Origin of the sequence: Exiguobacterium sp. SH5S13, from assembly GCF_004337085.1 — a bacterium.
Taxonomy (GTDB): Bacteria; Bacillota; Bacilli; order Exiguobacteriales; family Exiguobacteriaceae; genus Exiguobacterium; species Exiguobacterium aurantiacum_A.
Map to the genome: position 1 here is coordinate 1 of NZ_SJUS01000008.1, position 16,791 is coordinate 16,791.

Below are 16,791 nucleotides of genomic sequence, written 5' to 3' on the forward strand. Positions count from 1 at the left end.
CGTCCATCATACGCAGCGCACTCAGTTTTTGTTCGATCGAATGTCGACTTCTCGCCATAAAAAAACACTCCCCAATCAGATAAACAGATTTGTTATTTCATCTGTCTACCTATTGGGGAGCATATCATAAACGGTTCTTCGGGTGTTTTTGAATGTGCTCCGCGGTCAAAGTAACCGTTTACGGCACGGTGATTAGTGAAATATAACCATTACTTATTTAGCCGATTGACCACCGCGACCAAAACATGAGAGAACTGGACCCTCTAAAGGAGTTTACAATGTCATTTATTACTGACCACGAATTGTACGAACGCATCCAACAAAAAGACGCCCTCGCTTTAGAACTCCTATACGACCGTTACGAACGAATCTTATACGCCGTTACACTGCGTTTGACGACACGCCCTGACTTGGCGGAAGCCGCCCTCGTGACCGTGTTCACCGAACTTTGGCACAGTCACGTCTCGTTTGATTTGTCCACGAGAACGGTTCGGTCCCATTTGCTCGCGAGCGCGCAACAATCGGCACTCCGTTTCGCTTAAAGTGCATGAAGTGGACTAGTGCGACCGTGTCTCCTGCACAAATCGCGTCAACACCTCTAGTATTCCTTCCGCATAACTTCCCGCGGTCACACGATCGTGCTCAGACTTGGCTTGCTTCGTCCCGTTGCCGAGGACGTATCCGTTACCGACGTGCTTCAACATTGCCAAGTCGTTCCCACTGTCACCGAACGCATACGCTTCGCCCACTTGAAATGCACAGCGGGTACAGACGTAATCGACCGCGGCGGTCTTCCCGGCTCCGCGCGGGATGAAGTCGATATCATGCGCCCCAACGGGATCTCCGGCGAGCGGATTGCAACGACTGACGTTGACGGCGATACCGAAGCTATGCGTGATTTCTTGAATCAGCGCGATATCCTGCTCGCGATCTCCAAAGTAATAATAGTTGTGCATCCACGCGTTCGTCCCCATGTTCGTCTGCGGCTCAATCGTGAGCGCATGGTGAGCCAACGTGTTGACGACCTGTTCGACACGGCGAGAGAAATCAGACGGGAACAGTGACTGGAAGTTCGAGTCTAGCTCGAGTTCTCCTGCAGTTGTAATATGGTATAGCTCTGTCCCGAGGCTCGAGGCGATCCGATGTGGAAAGTAGCGCATGTCGGCCCGCCTCACCTTCTCAGCAATCGTCTCAAGCGAGCTCCCCGTCACCCACATCGTCGACAACCGATGGGAGTGCTGCTCGAGAAAATCTTCGAGCCGCCGCAATTGCTCGAGCTGTTCAGATGTACACGCATGCGGGAAATACGTCTCGTCGAAATCAAAACAGACGAGCGTCCGCCCCTCGTTCGTAAATCGTTTCATGGTCATCCTCCTTGTGTCGTCATACCCCATCTCGTATAGTAAAAGGACGAAAGGAATGAGCGACATGAAAAATCGATTAAGTCGGTACTACTGTCAGTATAGCGGAATCCTGATCGGTTTCGCCCTCGTCTTCGCCTTTTTGTCCGGTGTGCGGACGTATCCGTTCTGGCATCAGTCGCTGTCAAACGGGCCCGCGCTTGTCATGACACTCGTCACGGCGGCGCTGTTCAGCTACGCGACACATCAACTGCTCACCTACTTGAATTTACGACTCTTCCGTCAAATCGGGGATGCAACTTCCACGTGTTCACGTTGAACACGATGGATACATACGACTATTCACAAAATAGTCATAATCAAATAGGCATCCATTTGATGATTCTATCCGTTAGATAAATACAAGGGACTCCCTTCATGAGTAAAGGAGAACGCCATGACTGATATTGAATTGTATGAGCGCGTCAGGAAAAAAGACAAGCAAGCGCTCGAAACACTATATGACCGCTACGAACGAATCTTGTACGCGTTCGTCATGCAACTGACGAAAGACCGCGACCTCGCCGAAGAAGCGATGCAAGAAGTCTTCATCAAGCTGTGGCGCGGCGGCGGTGTGTACGACGAGTCGAAAGGCAAGTTCAAATCGTGGCTGTTCACGATGAGCCGACACGTCACGATCGACTTGATTCGAAAACGCAAACCCGATTTACAGCTCGATGAATCATATGCTGAAGCGATTCCTTCCCCGTCCCCTTCTGTCGAGACCGAGGTCGAGTGGCAAGAAGAACGGACCCAAATCGAGACGGCGATGGCCGAGTTGCCGGTCGAGCAACAAAAAGTCGTCCGGCTCATGTATTTCCAAGGTCTCAGCCAGCAGAAAATTGCCGACGCGTGCGACATCCCGCTCGGTACCGTAAAAGGAAGGATTCGATTAGCGCTGAAACAGTTACGAAAACATCTATCCCATGACGATATAGATAAGGAGGTGGAACGATGAACGCCTGTGACCAATTGATCGACTATTTCAACCAACATTTAACGGAAGACGAACGGATTCGCTTCGAAGCACATTTGGAAACATGCCAAACGTGCCAAGAAGAACTCGAACAACTCGAGGCACTCGTCGGAGGCGTCGCGTTCCTCTCTGAACCGACCGAACCACCGAGCGGCATGAAGGCTCGCATCCTCGACAACGTCTTTGCCGAAGACACAACTGAACCGAAGCTCGTCAAAGCCGAACCGGCTCCCGTCACACCGTTCACGGAAACCCGTAAGAAGCAGAAGTCTTCGTGGGGAGCGCTCGCACTCGCGGCCGCACTCGTCCTCTCACTCGTCGGTAACGGCTATCTGTTGATGAATCAAGACGAGCCGACCGCGATTACCTTGACCGATACGGTGCCACTCGAAGGCGAATCAGAAGGGGTCGCCTACTTGGCCGAACAAGACGGCGATCGCCAACTCATCGTCCAGACGAACGGCCTCGCACCGCTCGAGGCGAACGAAGTGTATCAAGTCTGGTTGCTCAAGGACGGATCTCCGATTCCGACCGGTGCGTTCGTCACAGACGATAAAGGCAACGGTACCGTCATCTATACGCTCGACTCGACCGAGTCAGCGACAGATTGGGACACGGTCGCCGTCACGAAAGAGCCTGAACGGGGCAATCAAACACCCGAGGGCGACATCGTGTTAAGTGCCAGTCTCTGACATAGAATCGGATGACTTTACGCGTGAAGCGTAGGTGTCATCCGGTTCTTTTTTCGTTATGATGAGAGAAAGGAGTGGTACATATGAGAAAACCGAAAATCGGTGTCGTCGGCCTCGGCGGCATCGCCCAAAAAGCGTACTTGCCCATCTTGACGAACAGCACGTCGTTCGAACTTGTCGGCGCCTACTCTCCGACACAGACTAAACGGGATGAAATCTGTCGGGCTCATCGGATGGAATCGTTCATGGGACTCGACACGCTCGCCTCGTCTGTCGATGCGGCGTTCGTCCATAGTTCGACCGAGACGCATTACGAGGTCGTTTCCTACTTACTCGCACAAGGCGTCGACGTGTACGTCGACAAGCCGCTCGCCGCAACCGTCGAACAGGCGGAACGGCTCGTCGAAACGGCAGAACGTACGAACCGCAAGCTGATGGTCGGCTTTAACCGTCGCTTCGCCCCGATGTATACTCAAGTGAAGGCAGCGGCCCCGTTCCACTCACTCGACTTCGTCAAGCACCGGGGAGACGGCTTGCGCGGACACGATTACCGGTTCACGTTACTCGACGATTACTTGCACGTCGTCGATACGCTCCGCTATTTTGCCGGAAGCGACTTACGGCTCGTGACGGGACAGATCGAGACGACCGCATCGAACGGACTCCATTTCGCACGTCACGTCTGGCAAGATGAAAACGGCCTGCATACGACGTCGATGCATCGCAAGGCGGGCGTCAATCACGAAGGACTCGTCGCCATCAAGGACGGACTTCGTTTGACGGTCGATGAAATGGTGACGCTCAATCGCTTCGAGCACGGCACGCATTCGACCGAGACGTTTGGTTCGTGGGATACGTTGCTCACGCAGCGCGGCTTCCAAGGAGCAATCGACCACTTCATCACGGCGCTGACCGACGACACTCCGATTTTGACGGACGGACGCGAGGCGTTGCTCACCCAACAACTGGTCACAGACTTGTTCGGCAGACGCTGAGAGGATGAGAATTCGCATGAATTTCTTGTTTTACATCATGATCATCGCCGTCAACGCCATCGTTGCGGACACGATCATCAAGACGCGCAAAGTCCGCATCGAGGAGCTTCGTCTCAAAGTCGAGCAAGAAAAGCTGGCAATCCAGCGGCTCGAACTCGAGATGAAGCGCGACCAGGACAAATTGGATGAACACGGATTTTAAAAAGACGGTCGACCCTTCATCGGGCCGACCGTCGTCGTTTCCCATGACCGGTACTTCTTGAACAAACTGTTCCCAATCACGTATTGGCTCGATGGGACGATGACCCGTTTCCCGGGAAATGTCGCCTACGCGCTTGAAAAACGGGTTGAACCTCACATCGCTGAACCCGTCTCGCAACCGAAAGCCAAAATAGCCAAACCGCAACGGCCCGTCGATACCGCGGCCGACGAGGCACGATTGAACCAGCTCGAAGATGATCATCAGCGTCTACTCGCTCAAATGAACGACACGAACGACGTCGAGGAACTGATGACGCTGCAACGACAAGCCGAGGCGCTCCAAGCTGACATCGATATGCTACTCCATCAGTTGCTTGAATCGATTTAACGACGAACGACGCCGTGTCAACGGCGTCGTTTTTGTTCGAACCAGGATTGGACTAAAAAGCCGGTCACACCGACCGCCATCAAAAAATACGGGACGACGCGCGGCACCGCGCTCGCCTCTCCGATTGACATGAGCAGCAGTCCGCTCACGAACGTGCCGAGCCAGTACAATTTCGGCATAAATTCACCCCTTCGCCCATCACCTAAGAAAAAGCGCCACACGTGTGGCGCTTAACGGTGAGCATTTTCTAAAAAAGCGGACTTTCACCCGATCGAGAAACATCTCGATCGACCGTCCCATCGGATTGGTCAAATACGTGCTAGAAAATCGACGCGATTCACGCAATGATTTCTGAGCGTACGTTCGTCTAGAGGTCGATATAGCCTGGCACAGAAGCAAAAAACGGTTCCGGATTGGCATGTTACCGACACTTCGACTGTGAAAAATGAAATCTGTCACGAACCTCGTCCTGCTCACCTCTGTTTCCAGAAAAATCGATATCCGTTGACGTCTGCTTCCCCAAAGCATCATGTTTGTCTGCCCCTTGCCGTTTTAACATACGCAAGGTGGACGACAGATCGGATATGAAGGACGGTCACACAGGTCGATTTTTCTGACATGCTGTCTCTCGTTTCACCGAGCCGGCCTCGGCCAAACAACGACTGAATCTTTGTTTCATTCGTTGCCCCCTTTCAGCTCAACACGTTGAATGAGGACTACATTAATACAATAGCCGTTCTGCCCAGCGACGAACCCTAGTTCACCATTTCTTCAAAATTTCAGCTCATACATAACGATCCAGCGCATACGCGACTCCATCCGCCTCGACGTCTTTCGTAATATGGGTACTGATGTCTTTTAACGGATCGACCGCGTTACCCATCGCAATTCTCGTCTCCGCCACTTCGAACATCGAGATGTCATTCAAGTTGTCCCCGATCGCAACGATCTCTGCTTGCGGGATCTGATGATGCTCGGCGAGCTGCTTCAGCGCCATGCCTTTACTCGCCTTCGGATGTCCCATTTCAATCTTCGTCCATCCAGCCGTCGTGATCAAAATATCAGTCCTCGGCTCGTACAGCTTCCGTAGCTTATGCAACTTACGACGATCGAACGAATAGATGAACACTTTGTACACTTCATCGGCTTCAAAATCAATCTCGTCAATCGTATCGACGTACGTCAGGCCGAACTGTTCATTTTGAATCTCGATCTCCCGCTCGCCCCACTCTCGGGTGAACGACTGGTCGTGCGGTAACACCTCATCTAATTCGCCTTTTAACAAGTCGGTACCCGTGAACAACACTTTGACACCGGCGTTCGTATAAAACTCGACGTACGTATCGTGCTCATGCGCCACGTCCCACAACTCCTGAACGACTTGTTTTGGAAGGGCGTGATAGTAAATGCGTTCATTTTCATAAAATGCGATCGCCCCGTTCCCGGAAAGGATCGGACATGTCAACTCGCTCCGCTTCAAAATTTCCTCGATATCATGGATTGAGCGTCCTGACGAGATGGCGACCAAATCACCGCGCTCCTGGCGTCGCCGGATTGCTTGTTGGTTCGCTTCCGTGATGACACCGGTGCGCGACAATAACGTCCCGTCTAAGTCGATGGCAATCAATTTCATTTGATTCTCTCCTTTCAGCATGCTCATCTTCATTCTAATTCCCTGATTTGCTCAGTCTCAACTGTCAGATTGCACAGTTAATGAAAACTCCGGTTTCCTGATTTCAAAATTAGGGAATTTATTATTAGTTCCAAATAATATTTGTCCGTTCGGAAAGGAGTTTTTTATGAACATCTCACCTGAAAAACCGCGTTTGAATCGTGTGTTTTACATCTCTACGAGCATCATTGCCCTGCTCGTCTTATTCGGCGCGATTCGCCCGACATTATTTGCTGACATCGCCGGCAGTATCTTCAACTTCACGACCCAGTCGTTCGGTTGGTTTTACTTACTCGCCGTCTTCTTTTTCGTCCTCTTCTTAATCTTCCTCGCTTTCAGTAAGTACGGAAAGATTCGTCTCGGGACAGACAGCGATCGCCCGCAATACCCGTTCTTCACTTGGATCGGAATGTTATTTTCGGCCGGGTTCGGGGTCGGGCTCGTCTTTTGGGGCGTCGCTGAACCGATGAGTCACTTCATCACGCCCCCCTATGCGGATACGACTGAACTGACAGTCGAGGGAGCCCGACTCGCCATGGCCTATTCGTTCTTTCACTGGGGTGTCAGTCAATGGTCCGTCTTCGCCATCGTCGGATTGATCATCGCCTACTTCCAGTTTCGCCGGAACACAGATGGACGAATCTCGACAAGTTTATCCCCGCTCATCAAAGAACGGCCTTACAAACAACCGCTCAACCAAACAATCGACATTTTTGCCGTCATCGCGACGGTCATGGGTGTCGCGACGTCGCTCGGGCTCGGCGTCCTGCAAATCAATGGCGGACTGAATAGCGTCTTCGGGTTGCCGAACACGGCACTCGTCCAAGTCCTCATCATCATCGTATTGACCGTCTTGTTCTTGACGTCGACGACGACCGGGCTCGATCGCGGGATCAAATGGCTCAGTAACATCAACCTCGGAACGGCACTCGTGTTGATGGTGTTCGTCTTCTTCGCCGGTCCGACCATCTTCATCTTAGAGACGTTCACGCTCGGGCTTGGCGACTATTTGCAAAACTTTATCCGCTATAGCCTCCGTCTCCAACCGTATCAACAAGGGACATGGGTACGGGACTGGACGATCTTCTACTGGGCATGGGCCATCGCCTGGTCGCCATTCGTCGGCGCGTTCGTCGCTCGTGTCTCACGCGGCCGTACGATTCGCGAATTCATCGTCGGTGTTCTCATCGTACCACCGTTCATCGCGCTCATGTGGATCGCTGTGTTCGGAGGAACCGCCCTTCATCTCGACTTGTTTGAAGGGACATCGATCGCCCAGGCAGTTGATGCCGACGTCACGAGCGCCTTGTTCGTCACGTTTGCCGAACTGCCGTTCAGTTTCATCCTGTCTGTCTTGTCGATTTTATTGATTCTCACGTTCTTGATCACGTCGGCCGACTCGGCGACGTATATCATCAGCAGCATGACAACGAACGGAAGATTGAACCCGCCGCTTTCCGTCCGCATCGTCTGGGGCATCTTGCTCGGTGGCATCGCCGCTGTCCTGCTCATCGCGAGCGGGCTCGAGGGGCTACAGACCGCTTCCTTGATCTCGGCGCTACCGTTCACGATCATTCTAATCTTGATGGTGTACACGCTGTTCAGCTTGTTGCGTCAAGAGAACATCAAAAAAATCAAATGAGCTTGTCTGAGCCGCCGATTTCATGGCGGCTCTATTGCTGTCTCGATGCGTCGGTCCGTGTTGACACGTATGCGTCCGATTGCTACGCTTTTGTCAGCATGGCACGATAGTCAAAGGGGGAAATGGTATGGTTCAAGATTTCACACGCGGTTATGCGGAGACGCGAGACGCAAGCGATTCACTCGCACGCTACCGGGGAGAGTTTTACTTGCCGCAAGACGGGATCTACATGGACGGGAATTCGCTCGGCCTGTTATCGAAACGAGCCGAGAAGACGCTGCTCGAATCGCTCAGTGATTGGAAAGAACTCGGGATCGACGGCTGGATGTCGGGGCGCCATCCGTGGTTCAACCTGTCAGAAGAGCTGGCCGCACTCAACGCGCCGCTCATCGGTGCGAGTGCCGACGAAGTCATGGTCACCGGATCGACGACTGTCAACTTGCACCAGCTCGCCGCGACGTTCTTTAAGCCGGTCGGCAAGCGGACGAAGATTCTCGCCGATGCGCTGACGTTCCCGTCGGACATTTACGCACTTCAAAGCCAACTCCTGCTACGCGATCTCGATCCGGCCGAGCATCTCGTGCAAGTGCCGAGCCGTGACGGCCGTTATTTAAATGAGGATGACATCATCGCCGCTATGACTGACGACATCGCGCTCATCGTCTTGCCGACGGTGTTATACCGGAGCGGTCAAATTCTCGACATGGCCCGACTCGCCAAAGCCGCACACGAACGCGATATTTTGATCGGCTTTGATGCATGCCACTCGGTCGGTGCCATCCCGCACGCGTTTCACGCTTGGGGCGTCGACTTCGCCTACTGGTGCAACTATAAGCATTTGAACGGCGGACCGGGAAGTGTCGGTGGGCTGTTCGTCCACGAGCGTCATTTCGGGACGACACCAGGTCTTGCCGGCTGGTTCGGATCAAGAAAAGATAAGCAGTTCGACATGGACCATACGATGACACCGGCTGAGCATGCCGGTGCGTTCCAAATCGGGACACCACACGTCATGAGCCTCGCGCCGCAACTCGGCGCGCTCGAGATGTTCAACGAGGTCGGCATGAAAGCGATTCGTGAGAAGTCGCTCGCTTTAACGACGTATATGACCGAATTGATCGATGAACTGCTCGAACCGCACGGCTTCGTCATCGGCAGCCCGCGCGATGAAAAACGACGCGGTGCCCACTTGAGCCTCGAGCATCCGGAAGCGGCTCGTATCTGTAAAGCGCTCAAACAACATCGCGTCATTCCTGATTTCCGAGCGCCGAACATCATCCGCCTCGCACCGGTCGCGCTCTACAACACGTTCACCGACGTGTACGACGTCATCATGATCTTGAAAAAAATAATGGACAACAAAGAATACGAGGCGTTCGAGAACGTCCGTGAAGTCGTGGCTTAAGGAGATTAACGATGAGTGAACGTATCGAACATAAAGTCGAGCAATCGATTCAAACTGACTTTTCAAAAGCCATGTCGTATGGCGACTATTTACAGCTCGACCCGATCTTATCGAGTCAACATCGCCTGTCGGACCACCACGACGAGATGCTGTTCATCATCATCCACCAGACGAGTGAGCTGTGGATGAAGTTGATCTTGCATGAGTTGACGGCGGCCGTGACAGCCATCGAAACGGGTGAGCTCGAACGCTCGTTCAAAATGCTCGCCCGCGTCTCGAAAATCCAACAACAGCTCATCCAATCATGGAGCGTCCTCGCGACGCTCACGCCGGCCGAATACTTAGAGTTCCGTGACGAGCTCGGCTCGTCATCTGGTTTCCAATCGTACCAGAACCGCCAGATTGAATTCGCGCTCGGCTTTAAAAACGCACGGACGCTCAGTGTCTATGCCCATGACGAGGCACTGTATCCGCTCCTCGAGGCGTCACTGAACGCACCGAGCATCTATGACGTGACCGTCCATGAGATGCACCGCCGCGGACTGCATATCGACGCGGACGTGCTCAACCGGGACGTGACGCAAGACTGGGAGTGGAACGAGAGCGTCGAGAACGCTTGGGCCGCCGTGTACCGGGACGTCAACACGTATTGGGACTTGTACGAACTTGGAGAGAAGTTGCTCGACATCGGCAACCAACAACAGATGTGGCGCTTCAACCATATGAGCACGGTCGAACGGATCATCGGTCAAAAAATGGGCACGGGTGGATCGTCCGGCGTGAACTACTTACGCCGCGTCCTCGACCACCGTTTCTTCCCTGAACTATGGACCGTCCGGACAAAATTGTGAGGAGACATGACGATGACACCATGGATTGACGTATCACAGCCGCTCGAAGACTCGATCACGACATGGCCGGGCGATACCCCGTTCAACTACGAGATCGCTTGGCCGATGGCGGACAGCGGCTCCGTCAACGTCGGCAAAGTGACGATGAGTCTACATACAGGCACACATATTGACGCCCCGTTCCATTTCGACGATGCCGGCAAGCGGGTGATCGACCTCGACCCCGGGCTCTACATCGGACCGGTCCGGGTCATTCATTTGCCCGGGCGACAAAAGATTGAAGCAAGTGATTTGGACGGATTCGACTTGACCGGTGTCGAGCGCCTCATCCTGAAGACGGACGGATGGCCGAACAAAGCTGAATTTCCAAGCCAGATCCCGGAACTGACGCCATCCCTCGCCGAGCGGTTGGGACAGCTCGGTATTTATTTGATCGGTCTCGACCTGCCATCGGTCGACGCCATCGACAGTAAAGACATGGACGCCCACCACGCGCTCGCGCGGAACGGCGTCCACATCCTCGAAGGGCTCGTCCTCGATGCGATCGCGCCCGGGGATTACGAATTGAACGCCGTCCCGCTACCGATTGTGGAAGGCGATGGTAGTCCGGTGCGCGCGCTCCTACGTTCGCTCGACTGATCGACAGGCACCTCTTCGCGTGAAGGGGTGCCTTTAGTCTTCTTGCATGACCTCGCTCGAGCTCTTGCGGTGGTCGAACCGCTTGGATATTTGAATTTTGTACGCCAAATTTTCATCGTAGTCTTTCGAGAATATGCCGGCGTATAAGAGGTCGAGCAGACAGTGAATCGAGTCGTTCGAAGTGAAGCTTCCGATTTTGGAGTAGAGCCGCTCGCGCGTCGTCAAACGGAGCGTGCAATCTGCCTGATTTGAAATCGCATTCTCGCCGAGGCTCGTCAAGGCGAGCACCGGCACCCGGCGGCTCTTCAAATAAGGAATGAGGCCGACCGTATAATCACTCTCCCCTGTATACGAGATCAGGAGCGCGCACGTCCCTTCATCTGAGTTCGCTGCCTCGAACTCGGCGTCCACCTCACATAGTGTGACTTGCTTGCCAATGCGATTCATTTTGGACTTGAAGTCGTGGCAGAGCAGCAAGTTATGAATGATTGAAAAGACTTTAATATGCCGGGCCTCATGTAACATCGTCACGGCTTGTTCGAACGCCTCATGGTCGAGAAGCGACAACGTGTCTTCAATCGTCATCTGCTTCAGCGCCGCCACCTTATTCGCTACCGTCATCAATCCGTCTTCGGCTACAAACGGATAGTTGGCGTCAATCGTCGAGAAGTGACGGTTCAAATAGTCGATCTCCTCTAAAAAAACAGTCTTCAAATCGACCCAACCCGAGAACTCGAGCTTTTCGGCGATTCGACTTAGTATCGATGGGTGCGTGTACGTCGCCTCAGCAATCTGTTTCATCGTTTGGGTGGAGATGTGTTCCCGCTGTTCAAATAAATAATCGATGACGCCTCGTTCCGACGGTGAGAACAAATCTTGTTTCAGCTTTTCGGTCAACAACATATCTGGTCTCCTCTCGTGAATGAAATTCACAAAAATAATTCTTTTTTTGTTTTGTTTTGTAAACGCTTTCGGAGTTGTCTGTAAATCTATTGTGTTCATTTCTCTATATTCTATACTGAAATGGACAAGAGGAAATACATCAAGCAGTCAATTCCATTTACACACCGCTCAATTTTTTGTGAACTATATGAGGAGGAGATTGAAATGACAACCGGAATCAAACTCGTCACGATCGGTGGCGGCAGCAGCTACACGCCAGAATTGATGGAAGGGTTCATCAAGCGTTACGAGGAGTTGCCGATTCGCGAGATTTGGCTCGTCGATATCGAGGCCGGCAAAGAGAAACTAGACATTGTCGGGCAGATGGCACAGCGGATGTGGGACGCGTCGCCATATGACGTCCAAGTGCATTTGACGCTCGACCGCCGGGAAGCGTTACAAGACGCCGACTTCGTGACGACGCAGTTCCGTGTCGGCTTGCTCGACGCTCGGATCAAAGACGAACGGATTCCGCTCTCCTACGGCATGGTCGGGCAAGAGACGAATGGGGCCGGCGGCATCTTGAAGGCGTTCCGGACGATTCCTGTCATTCTCGACATCGTCGAAGATATGAAACAGCTCTGTCCAAACGCCTGGCTCATCAACTTCACGAATCCGAGCGGCATGGTGACAGACGCCATCATCCGATACGGGAACTGGGACAAAGTCATCGGACTTTGCAACGTCCCGGTCAATGCGATGATGGCCGAACCGGAACTGATCGGCAAGAAACCGGGAGACTTGATTTACTCTTTCGCCGGATTGAATCACTTCCACTGGCACCGCGTGCATGACGTGACCGGTCGTGATGTGACGCGCGACATTATCGACAAGATGTATGATGCGGATGCCGGGATTCCGGCCAATATTCACGATATGCCGTTCTTTAAAGAACAGTTGCATCAGATGAATATGATCCCGTGCGGCTACCATCGCTACTATTATCGCGCCGAAGAGATGCTCGCCCATATGCTCGGAGAGTACCGAGATCCGGCTGTCGGGACACGGGCCGAACAAGTGAAACAGACGGAAGCCGAGCTGTTCGAACTGTATAAAGATCCGCACCTCGACCATAAGCCGGAGCAACTGTCGAAGCGGGGCGGCGCCCATTATTCGGACGCGGCGTGCGAGACGATCGCCTCGATCTATGCGAATAAAAACACGCACATCGTCGTCTCGACGAAAAACAACGGGGCCGTCCCTGACCTTGCTCCGGACGACGTCGTCGAAGTGTCCGCCTATATCGGTGCTAACGGCGCGAAACCGATCGCGTTCGGCTCACTCGCACCAGCCGAAAAAGGGTGGCTCCAAGTCATGAAAAACATGGAGCTGTGCGTCGAAGAAGCAGCTGTGACTGGGAATTACGGACTTGCTCTTCAAGCGTTTATCATCAATCCGCTCATCCCGAGCGGCGAGACCGCGAAACGGGTGCTTGATGAACTACTCATCGCCCATAAAGCTCACCTGCCTCAGTTCGCTGACAAAATCGCCGAACTCGAAGCGAGCGGTGTCACGATCAGAGACGAAGTCGTTCAAGCGCTCCGTCCAATCGAGCACGCATAAAAAACAGCCGGCGCATCTAAGATACGCCGGCTGTTCTCATTATTTGATCAACTCGAGGTCGACCGGAATATTTTCTTCCACGGTCTCACCTTTCAAGTAGTTGACGGCTGCTTCGACACCGAGTTTTCCGATCTCTGTCGGTTTTTGTGCCACCGTTGCGGCCATCGTTCCGTCTTCGACAGCTTTGACCGCGTCATCCGTCGCATCGAAACCGATGACTTTGACGTCGCTCAATCCGGCGCTGCTCAATGCTTGGACTGCACCGAGCGCCATTTCGTCATTGTGCGCGAACACCGCGACGATATCTTTATTGTCTTGGAGAATGTTTTCCATGACCGTTAAGCCTTGGGCCCGGTCAAAGTTTGCCGATTGCTTGGCCACGACGTCGAGTTTTCCATCGATTGCCTCGTTGAAGCCTTGACCGCGATCGCGTGTTGCCGATGCTCCTGGAATACCTTCTAATTCAACAACTTTCCCGCCTTCCCCGACAAGTTCAACCATGTATTCACCAGCGAGCTTCCCGCCGGCGACGTTGTCTGACGCGACGTGGGCGACGACTTCTCCCGATTCTGCGTTCCGGTCAACCGTGATGACAGGGATACCGGCATCGTTCGCGCTTTGAACAGCGGCTCCGACTGCTTCAGAATCTGTCGGGTTAATCAAAATCAAATCCATGCCTTTTTGAATCATATCTTCGACGTCACTCACTTGTTTCGCCGCATCGTTTTGTGCGTCCGCCACAGTGAGTGTCGCATCGAGTTGCTTCGCCTCTTCTTCAGCTCCATCTTTCAAGGCGACGAAGAACGGGTTGTTCAATGTAGAGATGGAGAGTCCGATCTTAAAGTCCCCATCTTTTGGTTCTTGTTCCGAACTTGTTCCTGGTTGTTCCGTCGAACAAGCCGCCATCATGACCATTGTCAATACGAGTAGCCAAGCTGTCCATTTTTTCATCTTTCGTTTCCCCTTTCGATGATTAAGCGTTTTGTTTGCGATCGAGCAATACCGCAAATAAGATCACGGCCCCTTTTACGACAAGCTGGAAAAATGACGAGACGCCGAGAAGATTCAAGCCGTTATTCAACGTGCCGATAATTAGAGCGCCAATCAATGTCCCAACAATCCATCCGCGACCGCCCGCAAGACTCGTTCCCCCGAGAACAACAGCCGCAATCGCATCAAGCTCGTATGAAGTACCTGCTGTCGGCTGAGCCGAATTGAGACGTGACGTTAAAATGATTCCTGCTAACGCTGCCAACATGCCTGACAACGAGTAAATCATCACTTTGACTTTGTTGACGCCAATCCCCATCAGTTTAGAGGCTTCCTCATTACCGCCAATCGCGTACGTATGGCGGCCGAACGTCGTTTTTTTCAAGATGAAGTAGAGTATGCCGAACGCGATCAACATCGTGACCGCCGGCACCGGAATGATCCATAAGTAGCCGCGCCCTAACATTTCAAACCAAGTCGAGTCTCCTAAACCTGTGATTGGCCGGCCATCCGTGTATACGAGCGTCAGCCCTCGGTAGATGGTCATCGTCGCCAGCGTCGCAATGAACGGCGCGACTTTCCCGTATGTGATGACGGCTCCGTTAAACGCACCGAGCACGGCACCCGCAATCAATCCGAGCGCGATCGCCATGACAGCGTGTTGGCCGTCGACCATCATCCCGGCGACAAACGCCGAAGAGAGGGCGAGAATCGACCCGACTGATAAATCAATTCCTCCGGTCAAAATGACGAACGTCATCCCGAACGCAATCAAGGCGTTGATGGAAACTTGCCGCAAGACGTTAAAGATGTTGTTCAACGAGAGAAATCCTGGTTCGAGAGCCGTCACCACAACGATGATGGCAAGTAATCCGAACAGTGGACCGAGTTTTTGCCCCCATCCGAGCTTTTGTGGTCGCTGCAGCGCAGCCGTTGCTTTCAATTCCATATCATTGTCCTCCTGTCGCATATGTCATGACTTTTTCTTGCGTCGCCTCGTCTTTTGCTAACGTCCCTGTGACGACGCCTTCTCGCATGACGACGATCCGATCACTCATCCCGAGCACCTCGGGTAAATCCGAAGATACCATGATGATTGCGACACCTGCCTCTGCCAGTTCGCTCATAATCGTGTAAATTTCTTTTTTCGCCCCGACATCGACTCCTCGTGTCGGTTCGTCAAGGATTAACACATCTGGTTCGACACCAAGCCACTTGCCTAGAACGACTTTTTGTTGATTCCCGCCAGAAAGCGACTTCACTTTTTGTTCCATCGAATGATGTTTGACACGCAGCTTCTTCAAATAACCGTCCGCGAAGCGCTCCTCGTCTTGTCTCGAGATAATTGTGCCTTTCGCCCGTTTATCGAGCGTTGGTAGCGACAAGTTTTCTCGTAACGAGAAGTCGAGGAGCAACCCTTCGCCTTTTCGGTCCTCTGTCAAAAAAGCGATACCGTGACGAATCGCATCAGCCGGCCGTTTGATTCTTATTTCTTTTCCATTCAGTTTGACGACACCGCCTTTTGTTCGATCGGCGCCGAACAAGGCGCGCATCACCTCGGTCCGACCGGCTCCCATCAATCCTGAGAAACCGACGATTTCACCCGCCCGTACATTGAACGAGACGTTGTGGAACCGGTTACCTATCAAACCATCAACTGCGAGGACGACGTCGCCAATCGTGGCGGTCCGGTCCGGATAACGTTCCCCGATCTCGCGTCCGACCATCTCTTTGACGATTTCTTCAAATGACGTCTCGGCGATTGGATGGGTCCCGATCGACACCCCATCCCGGAGAACGGTGATGCGGTCACACAGTTCAAAAATCTCTTCCATCCGATGGGAAATATAAATGATGGACACGCCTTGGTCACACAGTGCACGCGAAACCGAGAACAACGCCCGAATCTCACGGTCGGTCAAGGCGGCCGTCGGTTCGTCCATAACGATGACTTTCGCGTCTGTCATGAGTGCTTTCGCGATCTCAATCATCTGTTGTTGACCGACGGATAAGTTTTTAGCGAGCTCATCGACTTCCATGAATACGTTCAGCTCCGCCAAATATTCCCGGGCGCGGCGCTTCATCTCTTGTTGCTTGATGACACCGAACGGACCGGTCAACTCCCGACCGAGGAACAAGTTTTCCATCACCGTCAATTCCGGCAAAATATTCAACTCTTGATGGATGAAGGCGATGCCGGCTCGTTCTGCTTCTTTCGGATGTTTGAACTGCCGCACGGCACCATCGATTTGGACATCCCCTTCGTCTTGCGCGTGAAGACCGGTCATCACTTTCATGAGCGTCGATTTCCCGGCCCCGTTCTCACCCATCAACGCGTGAATTTCACCAGGTAACAGTTCAAAGTCCACACCTCTCAATACACTCACCGGACCGAATGACTTATGGATGCGTTTCAACTGGATGTGCATCGAACC

The 16,791-nt window shown here is 52.9% G+C and carries 19 protein-coding genes; 12 read left to right on the forward strand and 7 right to left on the reverse strand.

Annotation, left to right across the window (positions count from 1 at the left end; translation table 11 throughout):
* Positions 1 to 278 precede the first annotated feature (278 nt).
* Positions 279 to 542, forward strand: coding sequence for a hypothetical protein (locus EVJ30_RS06010; RefSeq protein ID WP_131457545.1), 264 nt, complete (start codon positions 279 to 281; stop codon positions 540 to 542).
* Between the two features lie 15 nt (positions 543 to 557).
* Here the strand turns inward: EVJ30_RS06010 and EVJ30_RS06015 are convergent, their stop codons facing one another.
* The gene (locus EVJ30_RS06015) at positions 558 to 1,364 is read right to left on the reverse strand and encodes an HAD-IIB family hydrolase (protein ID WP_161568819.1); all 807 of its coding nucleotides are present in this window, start codon (positions 1,362 to 1,364) and stop codon (positions 558 to 560) included.
* 64 nt (positions 1,365 to 1,428) lie between these two features.
* Between EVJ30_RS06015 and EVJ30_RS06020 the strand changes: the two genes are divergently transcribed.
* From EVJ30_RS06020 to EVJ30_RS06045, 6 genes are all read left to right on the forward strand, one after another.
* Entirely contained in the window at positions 1,429 to 1,680 is a 252-nt protein-coding gene (locus tag EVJ30_RS06020) for a hypothetical protein (RefSeq protein ID WP_070329166.1), read from the forward strand.
* A 117-nt stretch (positions 1,681 to 1,797) separates the two neighbouring features.
* Positions 1,798 to 2,358 carry an RNA polymerase sigma factor gene (locus tag EVJ30_RS06025; RefSeq protein WP_131457549.1) on the forward strand — a complete coding sequence of 187 codons (561 nt, stop codon included), beginning with the start codon at positions 1,798 to 1,800 and terminating at the stop codon, positions 2,356 to 2,358.
* Positions 2,355 to 3,068: an anti-sigma factor gene (locus EVJ30_RS06030; protein WP_131468379.1), complete on the forward strand. Its 714-nt coding sequence runs from the start codon at positions 2,355 to 2,357 to the stop codon at positions 3,066 to 3,068. Before EVJ30_RS06025 ends, EVJ30_RS06030 begins: the two co-directional genes overlap by 4 nt.
* Positions 3,069 to 3,151: 83 nt before the next feature.
* On the forward strand, positions 3,152 to 4,063 hold the full coding sequence (locus EVJ30_RS06035; protein ID WP_131457554.1) for a Gfo/Idh/MocA family protein: 912 nt from the start codon (positions 3,152 to 3,154) through the stop codon (positions 4,061 to 4,063).
* A gap of 16 nt (positions 4,064 to 4,079) precedes the next feature.
* Entirely contained in the window at positions 4,080 to 4,265 is a 186-nt protein-coding gene (locus EVJ30_RS06040) for a hypothetical protein (RefSeq protein WP_131457556.1), read from the forward strand.
* Positions 4,266 to 4,322: 57 nt separating this feature from the next.
* Positions 4,323 to 4,652: a DUF4349 domain-containing protein gene (locus EVJ30_RS06045; RefSeq protein ID WP_131468381.1), complete on the forward strand. Its 330-nt coding sequence runs from the start codon at positions 4,323 to 4,325 to the stop codon at positions 4,650 to 4,652.
* A 17-nt stretch (positions 4,653 to 4,669) separates the two neighbouring features.
* Here EVJ30_RS06045 and EVJ30_RS15270 read toward each other — a convergent pair whose 3' ends face one another.
* Complete coding sequence (locus tag EVJ30_RS15270; RefSeq protein ID WP_167615757.1) at positions 4,670 to 4,831, reverse strand: hypothetical protein; 162 nt, start codon at positions 4,829 to 4,831, stop codon at positions 4,670 to 4,672.
* Positions 4,832 to 5,436: 605 nt separating this feature from the next.
* Positions 5,437 to 6,285: an HAD family hydrolase gene (locus EVJ30_RS06050; RefSeq protein ID WP_131457559.1), complete on the reverse strand. Its 849-nt coding sequence runs from the start codon at positions 6,283 to 6,285 to the stop codon at positions 5,437 to 5,439.
* 166 nt (positions 6,286 to 6,451) lie between these two features.
* Between EVJ30_RS06050 and EVJ30_RS06055 the strand changes: the two genes are divergently transcribed.
* From EVJ30_RS06055 to kynB, 4 genes are all read left to right on the forward strand, one after another.
* On the forward strand, positions 6,452 to 7,966 hold the full coding sequence (locus EVJ30_RS06055; protein ID WP_131457560.1) for a BCCT family transporter: 1,515 nt from the start codon (positions 6,452 to 6,454) through the stop codon (positions 7,964 to 7,966).
* Between the two features lie 127 nt (positions 7,967 to 8,093).
* Positions 8,094 to 9,371 carry a kynureninase gene (gene kynU, locus EVJ30_RS06060; RefSeq protein WP_131457561.1) on the forward strand — a complete coding sequence of 426 codons (1,278 nt, stop codon included), beginning with the start codon at positions 8,094 to 8,096 and terminating at the stop codon, positions 9,369 to 9,371.
* 11 nt (positions 9,372 to 9,382) lie between these two features.
* Positions 9,383 to 10,222: a tryptophan 2,3-dioxygenase gene (gene kynA / locus EVJ30_RS06065; RefSeq protein ID WP_131457562.1), complete on the forward strand. Its 840-nt coding sequence runs from the start codon at positions 9,383 to 9,385 to the stop codon at positions 10,220 to 10,222.
* 12 nt (positions 10,223 to 10,234) lie between these two features.
* Positions 10,235 to 10,861: an arylformamidase gene (gene kynB, locus EVJ30_RS06070; protein WP_131457563.1), complete on the forward strand. Its 627-nt coding sequence runs from the start codon at positions 10,235 to 10,237 to the stop codon at positions 10,859 to 10,861.
* A gap of 33 nt (positions 10,862 to 10,894) precedes the next feature.
* Here the strand turns inward: kynB and EVJ30_RS06075 are convergent, their stop codons facing one another.
* Positions 10,895 to 11,764, reverse strand: a complete 870-nt coding sequence (locus EVJ30_RS06075) for a MurR/RpiR family transcriptional regulator (RefSeq protein ID WP_131468383.1) — start codon at positions 11,762 to 11,764, stop codon at positions 10,895 to 10,897.
* Between the two features lie 204 nt (positions 11,765 to 11,968).
* Here EVJ30_RS06075 and EVJ30_RS06080 point away from each other — a divergent pair, with 204 nt between their 5' ends.
* Positions 11,969 to 13,366 carry a 6-phospho-beta-glucosidase gene (locus tag EVJ30_RS06080; protein ID WP_131468385.1) on the forward strand — a complete coding sequence of 466 codons (1,398 nt, stop codon included), beginning with the start codon at positions 11,969 to 11,971 and terminating at the stop codon, positions 13,364 to 13,366.
* Positions 13,367 to 13,405: 39 nt separating this feature from the next.
* Here the strand turns inward: EVJ30_RS06080 and rbsB are convergent, their stop codons facing one another.
* Genes rbsB through EVJ30_RS06095 form a run of 3 tightly spaced genes read right to left on the reverse strand, consistent with a single transcriptional unit; the run spans position 13,406 to position 16,785 of the window.
* Positions 13,406 to 14,317 carry a ribose ABC transporter substrate-binding protein RbsB gene (gene rbsB / locus EVJ30_RS06085; protein WP_070329453.1) on the reverse strand — a complete coding sequence of 304 codons (912 nt, stop codon included), beginning with the start codon at positions 14,315 to 14,317 and terminating at the stop codon, positions 13,406 to 13,408.
* A gap of 22 nt (positions 14,318 to 14,339) precedes the next feature.
* Positions 14,340 to 15,305: an ABC transporter permease subunit gene (locus EVJ30_RS06090; protein ID WP_131468387.1), complete on the reverse strand. Its 966-nt coding sequence runs from the start codon at positions 15,303 to 15,305 to the stop codon at positions 14,340 to 14,342.
* A gap of 1 nt (position 15,306) precedes the next feature.
* Positions 15,307 to 16,785: a sugar ABC transporter ATP-binding protein gene (locus EVJ30_RS06095; RefSeq protein WP_131457567.1), complete on the reverse strand. Its 1,479-nt coding sequence runs from the start codon at positions 16,783 to 16,785 to the stop codon at positions 15,307 to 15,309.
* Positions 16,786 to 16,791 lie beyond the last annotated feature (6 nt).

What these genes read in the sequence shown, in the direction of transcription:
- EVJ30_RS06010 (WP_131457545.1), top strand. Translation starts at nt 279, where the DNA reads ATGTCATTTATTACTGACCACGAATTGTACGAACGCATCCAACAAAAA.
- EVJ30_RS06015 (WP_161568819.1), bottom strand. Translation starts at nt 1,364, where the DNA reads ATGAAACGATTTACGAACGAGGGGCGGACGCTCGTCTGTTTTGATTTC.
- EVJ30_RS06020 (WP_070329166.1), top strand. Translation starts at nt 1,429, where the DNA reads ATGAAAAATCGATTAAGTCGGTACTACTGTCAGTATAGCGGAATCCTG.
- EVJ30_RS06025 (WP_131457549.1), top strand. Translation starts at nt 1,798, where the DNA reads ATGACTGATATTGAATTGTATGAGCGCGTCAGGAAAAAAGACAAGCAA.
- EVJ30_RS06030 (WP_131468379.1), top strand. Translation starts at nt 2,355, where the DNA reads ATGAACGCCTGTGACCAATTGATCGACTATTTCAACCAACATTTAACG.
- EVJ30_RS06035 (WP_131457554.1), top strand. Translation starts at nt 3,152, where the DNA reads ATGAGAAAACCGAAAATCGGTGTCGTCGGCCTCGGCGGCATCGCCCAA.
- EVJ30_RS06040 (WP_131457556.1), top strand. Translation starts at nt 4,080, where the DNA reads ATGAATTTCTTGTTTTACATCATGATCATCGCCGTCAACGCCATCGTT.
- EVJ30_RS15270 (WP_167615757.1), bottom strand. Translation starts at nt 4,831, where the DNA reads ATGCCGAAATTGTACTGGCTCGGCACGTTCGTGAGCGGACTGCTGCTC.
- EVJ30_RS06050 (WP_131457559.1), bottom strand. Translation starts at nt 6,285, where the DNA reads ATGAAATTGATTGCCATCGACTTAGACGGGACGTTATTGTCGCGCACC.
- EVJ30_RS06055 (WP_131457560.1), top strand. Translation starts at nt 6,452, where the DNA reads ATGAACATCTCACCTGAAAAACCGCGTTTGAATCGTGTGTTTTACATC.
- kynU (WP_131457561.1), top strand. Translation starts at nt 8,094, where the DNA reads ATGGTTCAAGATTTCACACGCGGTTATGCGGAGACGCGAGACGCAAGC.
- kynA (WP_131457562.1), top strand. Translation starts at nt 9,383, where the DNA reads ATGAGTGAACGTATCGAACATAAAGTCGAGCAATCGATTCAAACTGAC.
- kynB (WP_131457563.1), top strand. Translation starts at nt 10,235, where the DNA reads ATGACACCATGGATTGACGTATCACAGCCGCTCGAAGACTCGATCACG.
- EVJ30_RS06075 (WP_131468383.1), bottom strand. Translation starts at nt 11,764, where the DNA reads ATGTTGTTGACCGAAAAGCTGAAACAAGATTTGTTCTCACCGTCGGAA.
- EVJ30_RS06080 (WP_131468385.1), top strand. Translation starts at nt 11,969, where the DNA reads ATGACAACCGGAATCAAACTCGTCACGATCGGTGGCGGCAGCAGCTAC.
- rbsB (WP_070329453.1), bottom strand. Translation starts at nt 14,317, where the DNA reads ATGAAAAAATGGACAGCTTGGCTACTCGTATTGACAATGGTCATGATG.
- EVJ30_RS06090 (WP_131468387.1), bottom strand. Translation starts at nt 15,305, where the DNA reads ATGGAATTGAAAGCAACGGCTGCGCTGCAGCGACCACAAAAGCTCGGA.
- EVJ30_RS06095 (WP_131457567.1), bottom strand. Translation starts at nt 16,785, where the DNA reads ATGCACATCCAGTTGAAACGCATCCATAAGTCATTCGGTCCGGTGAGT.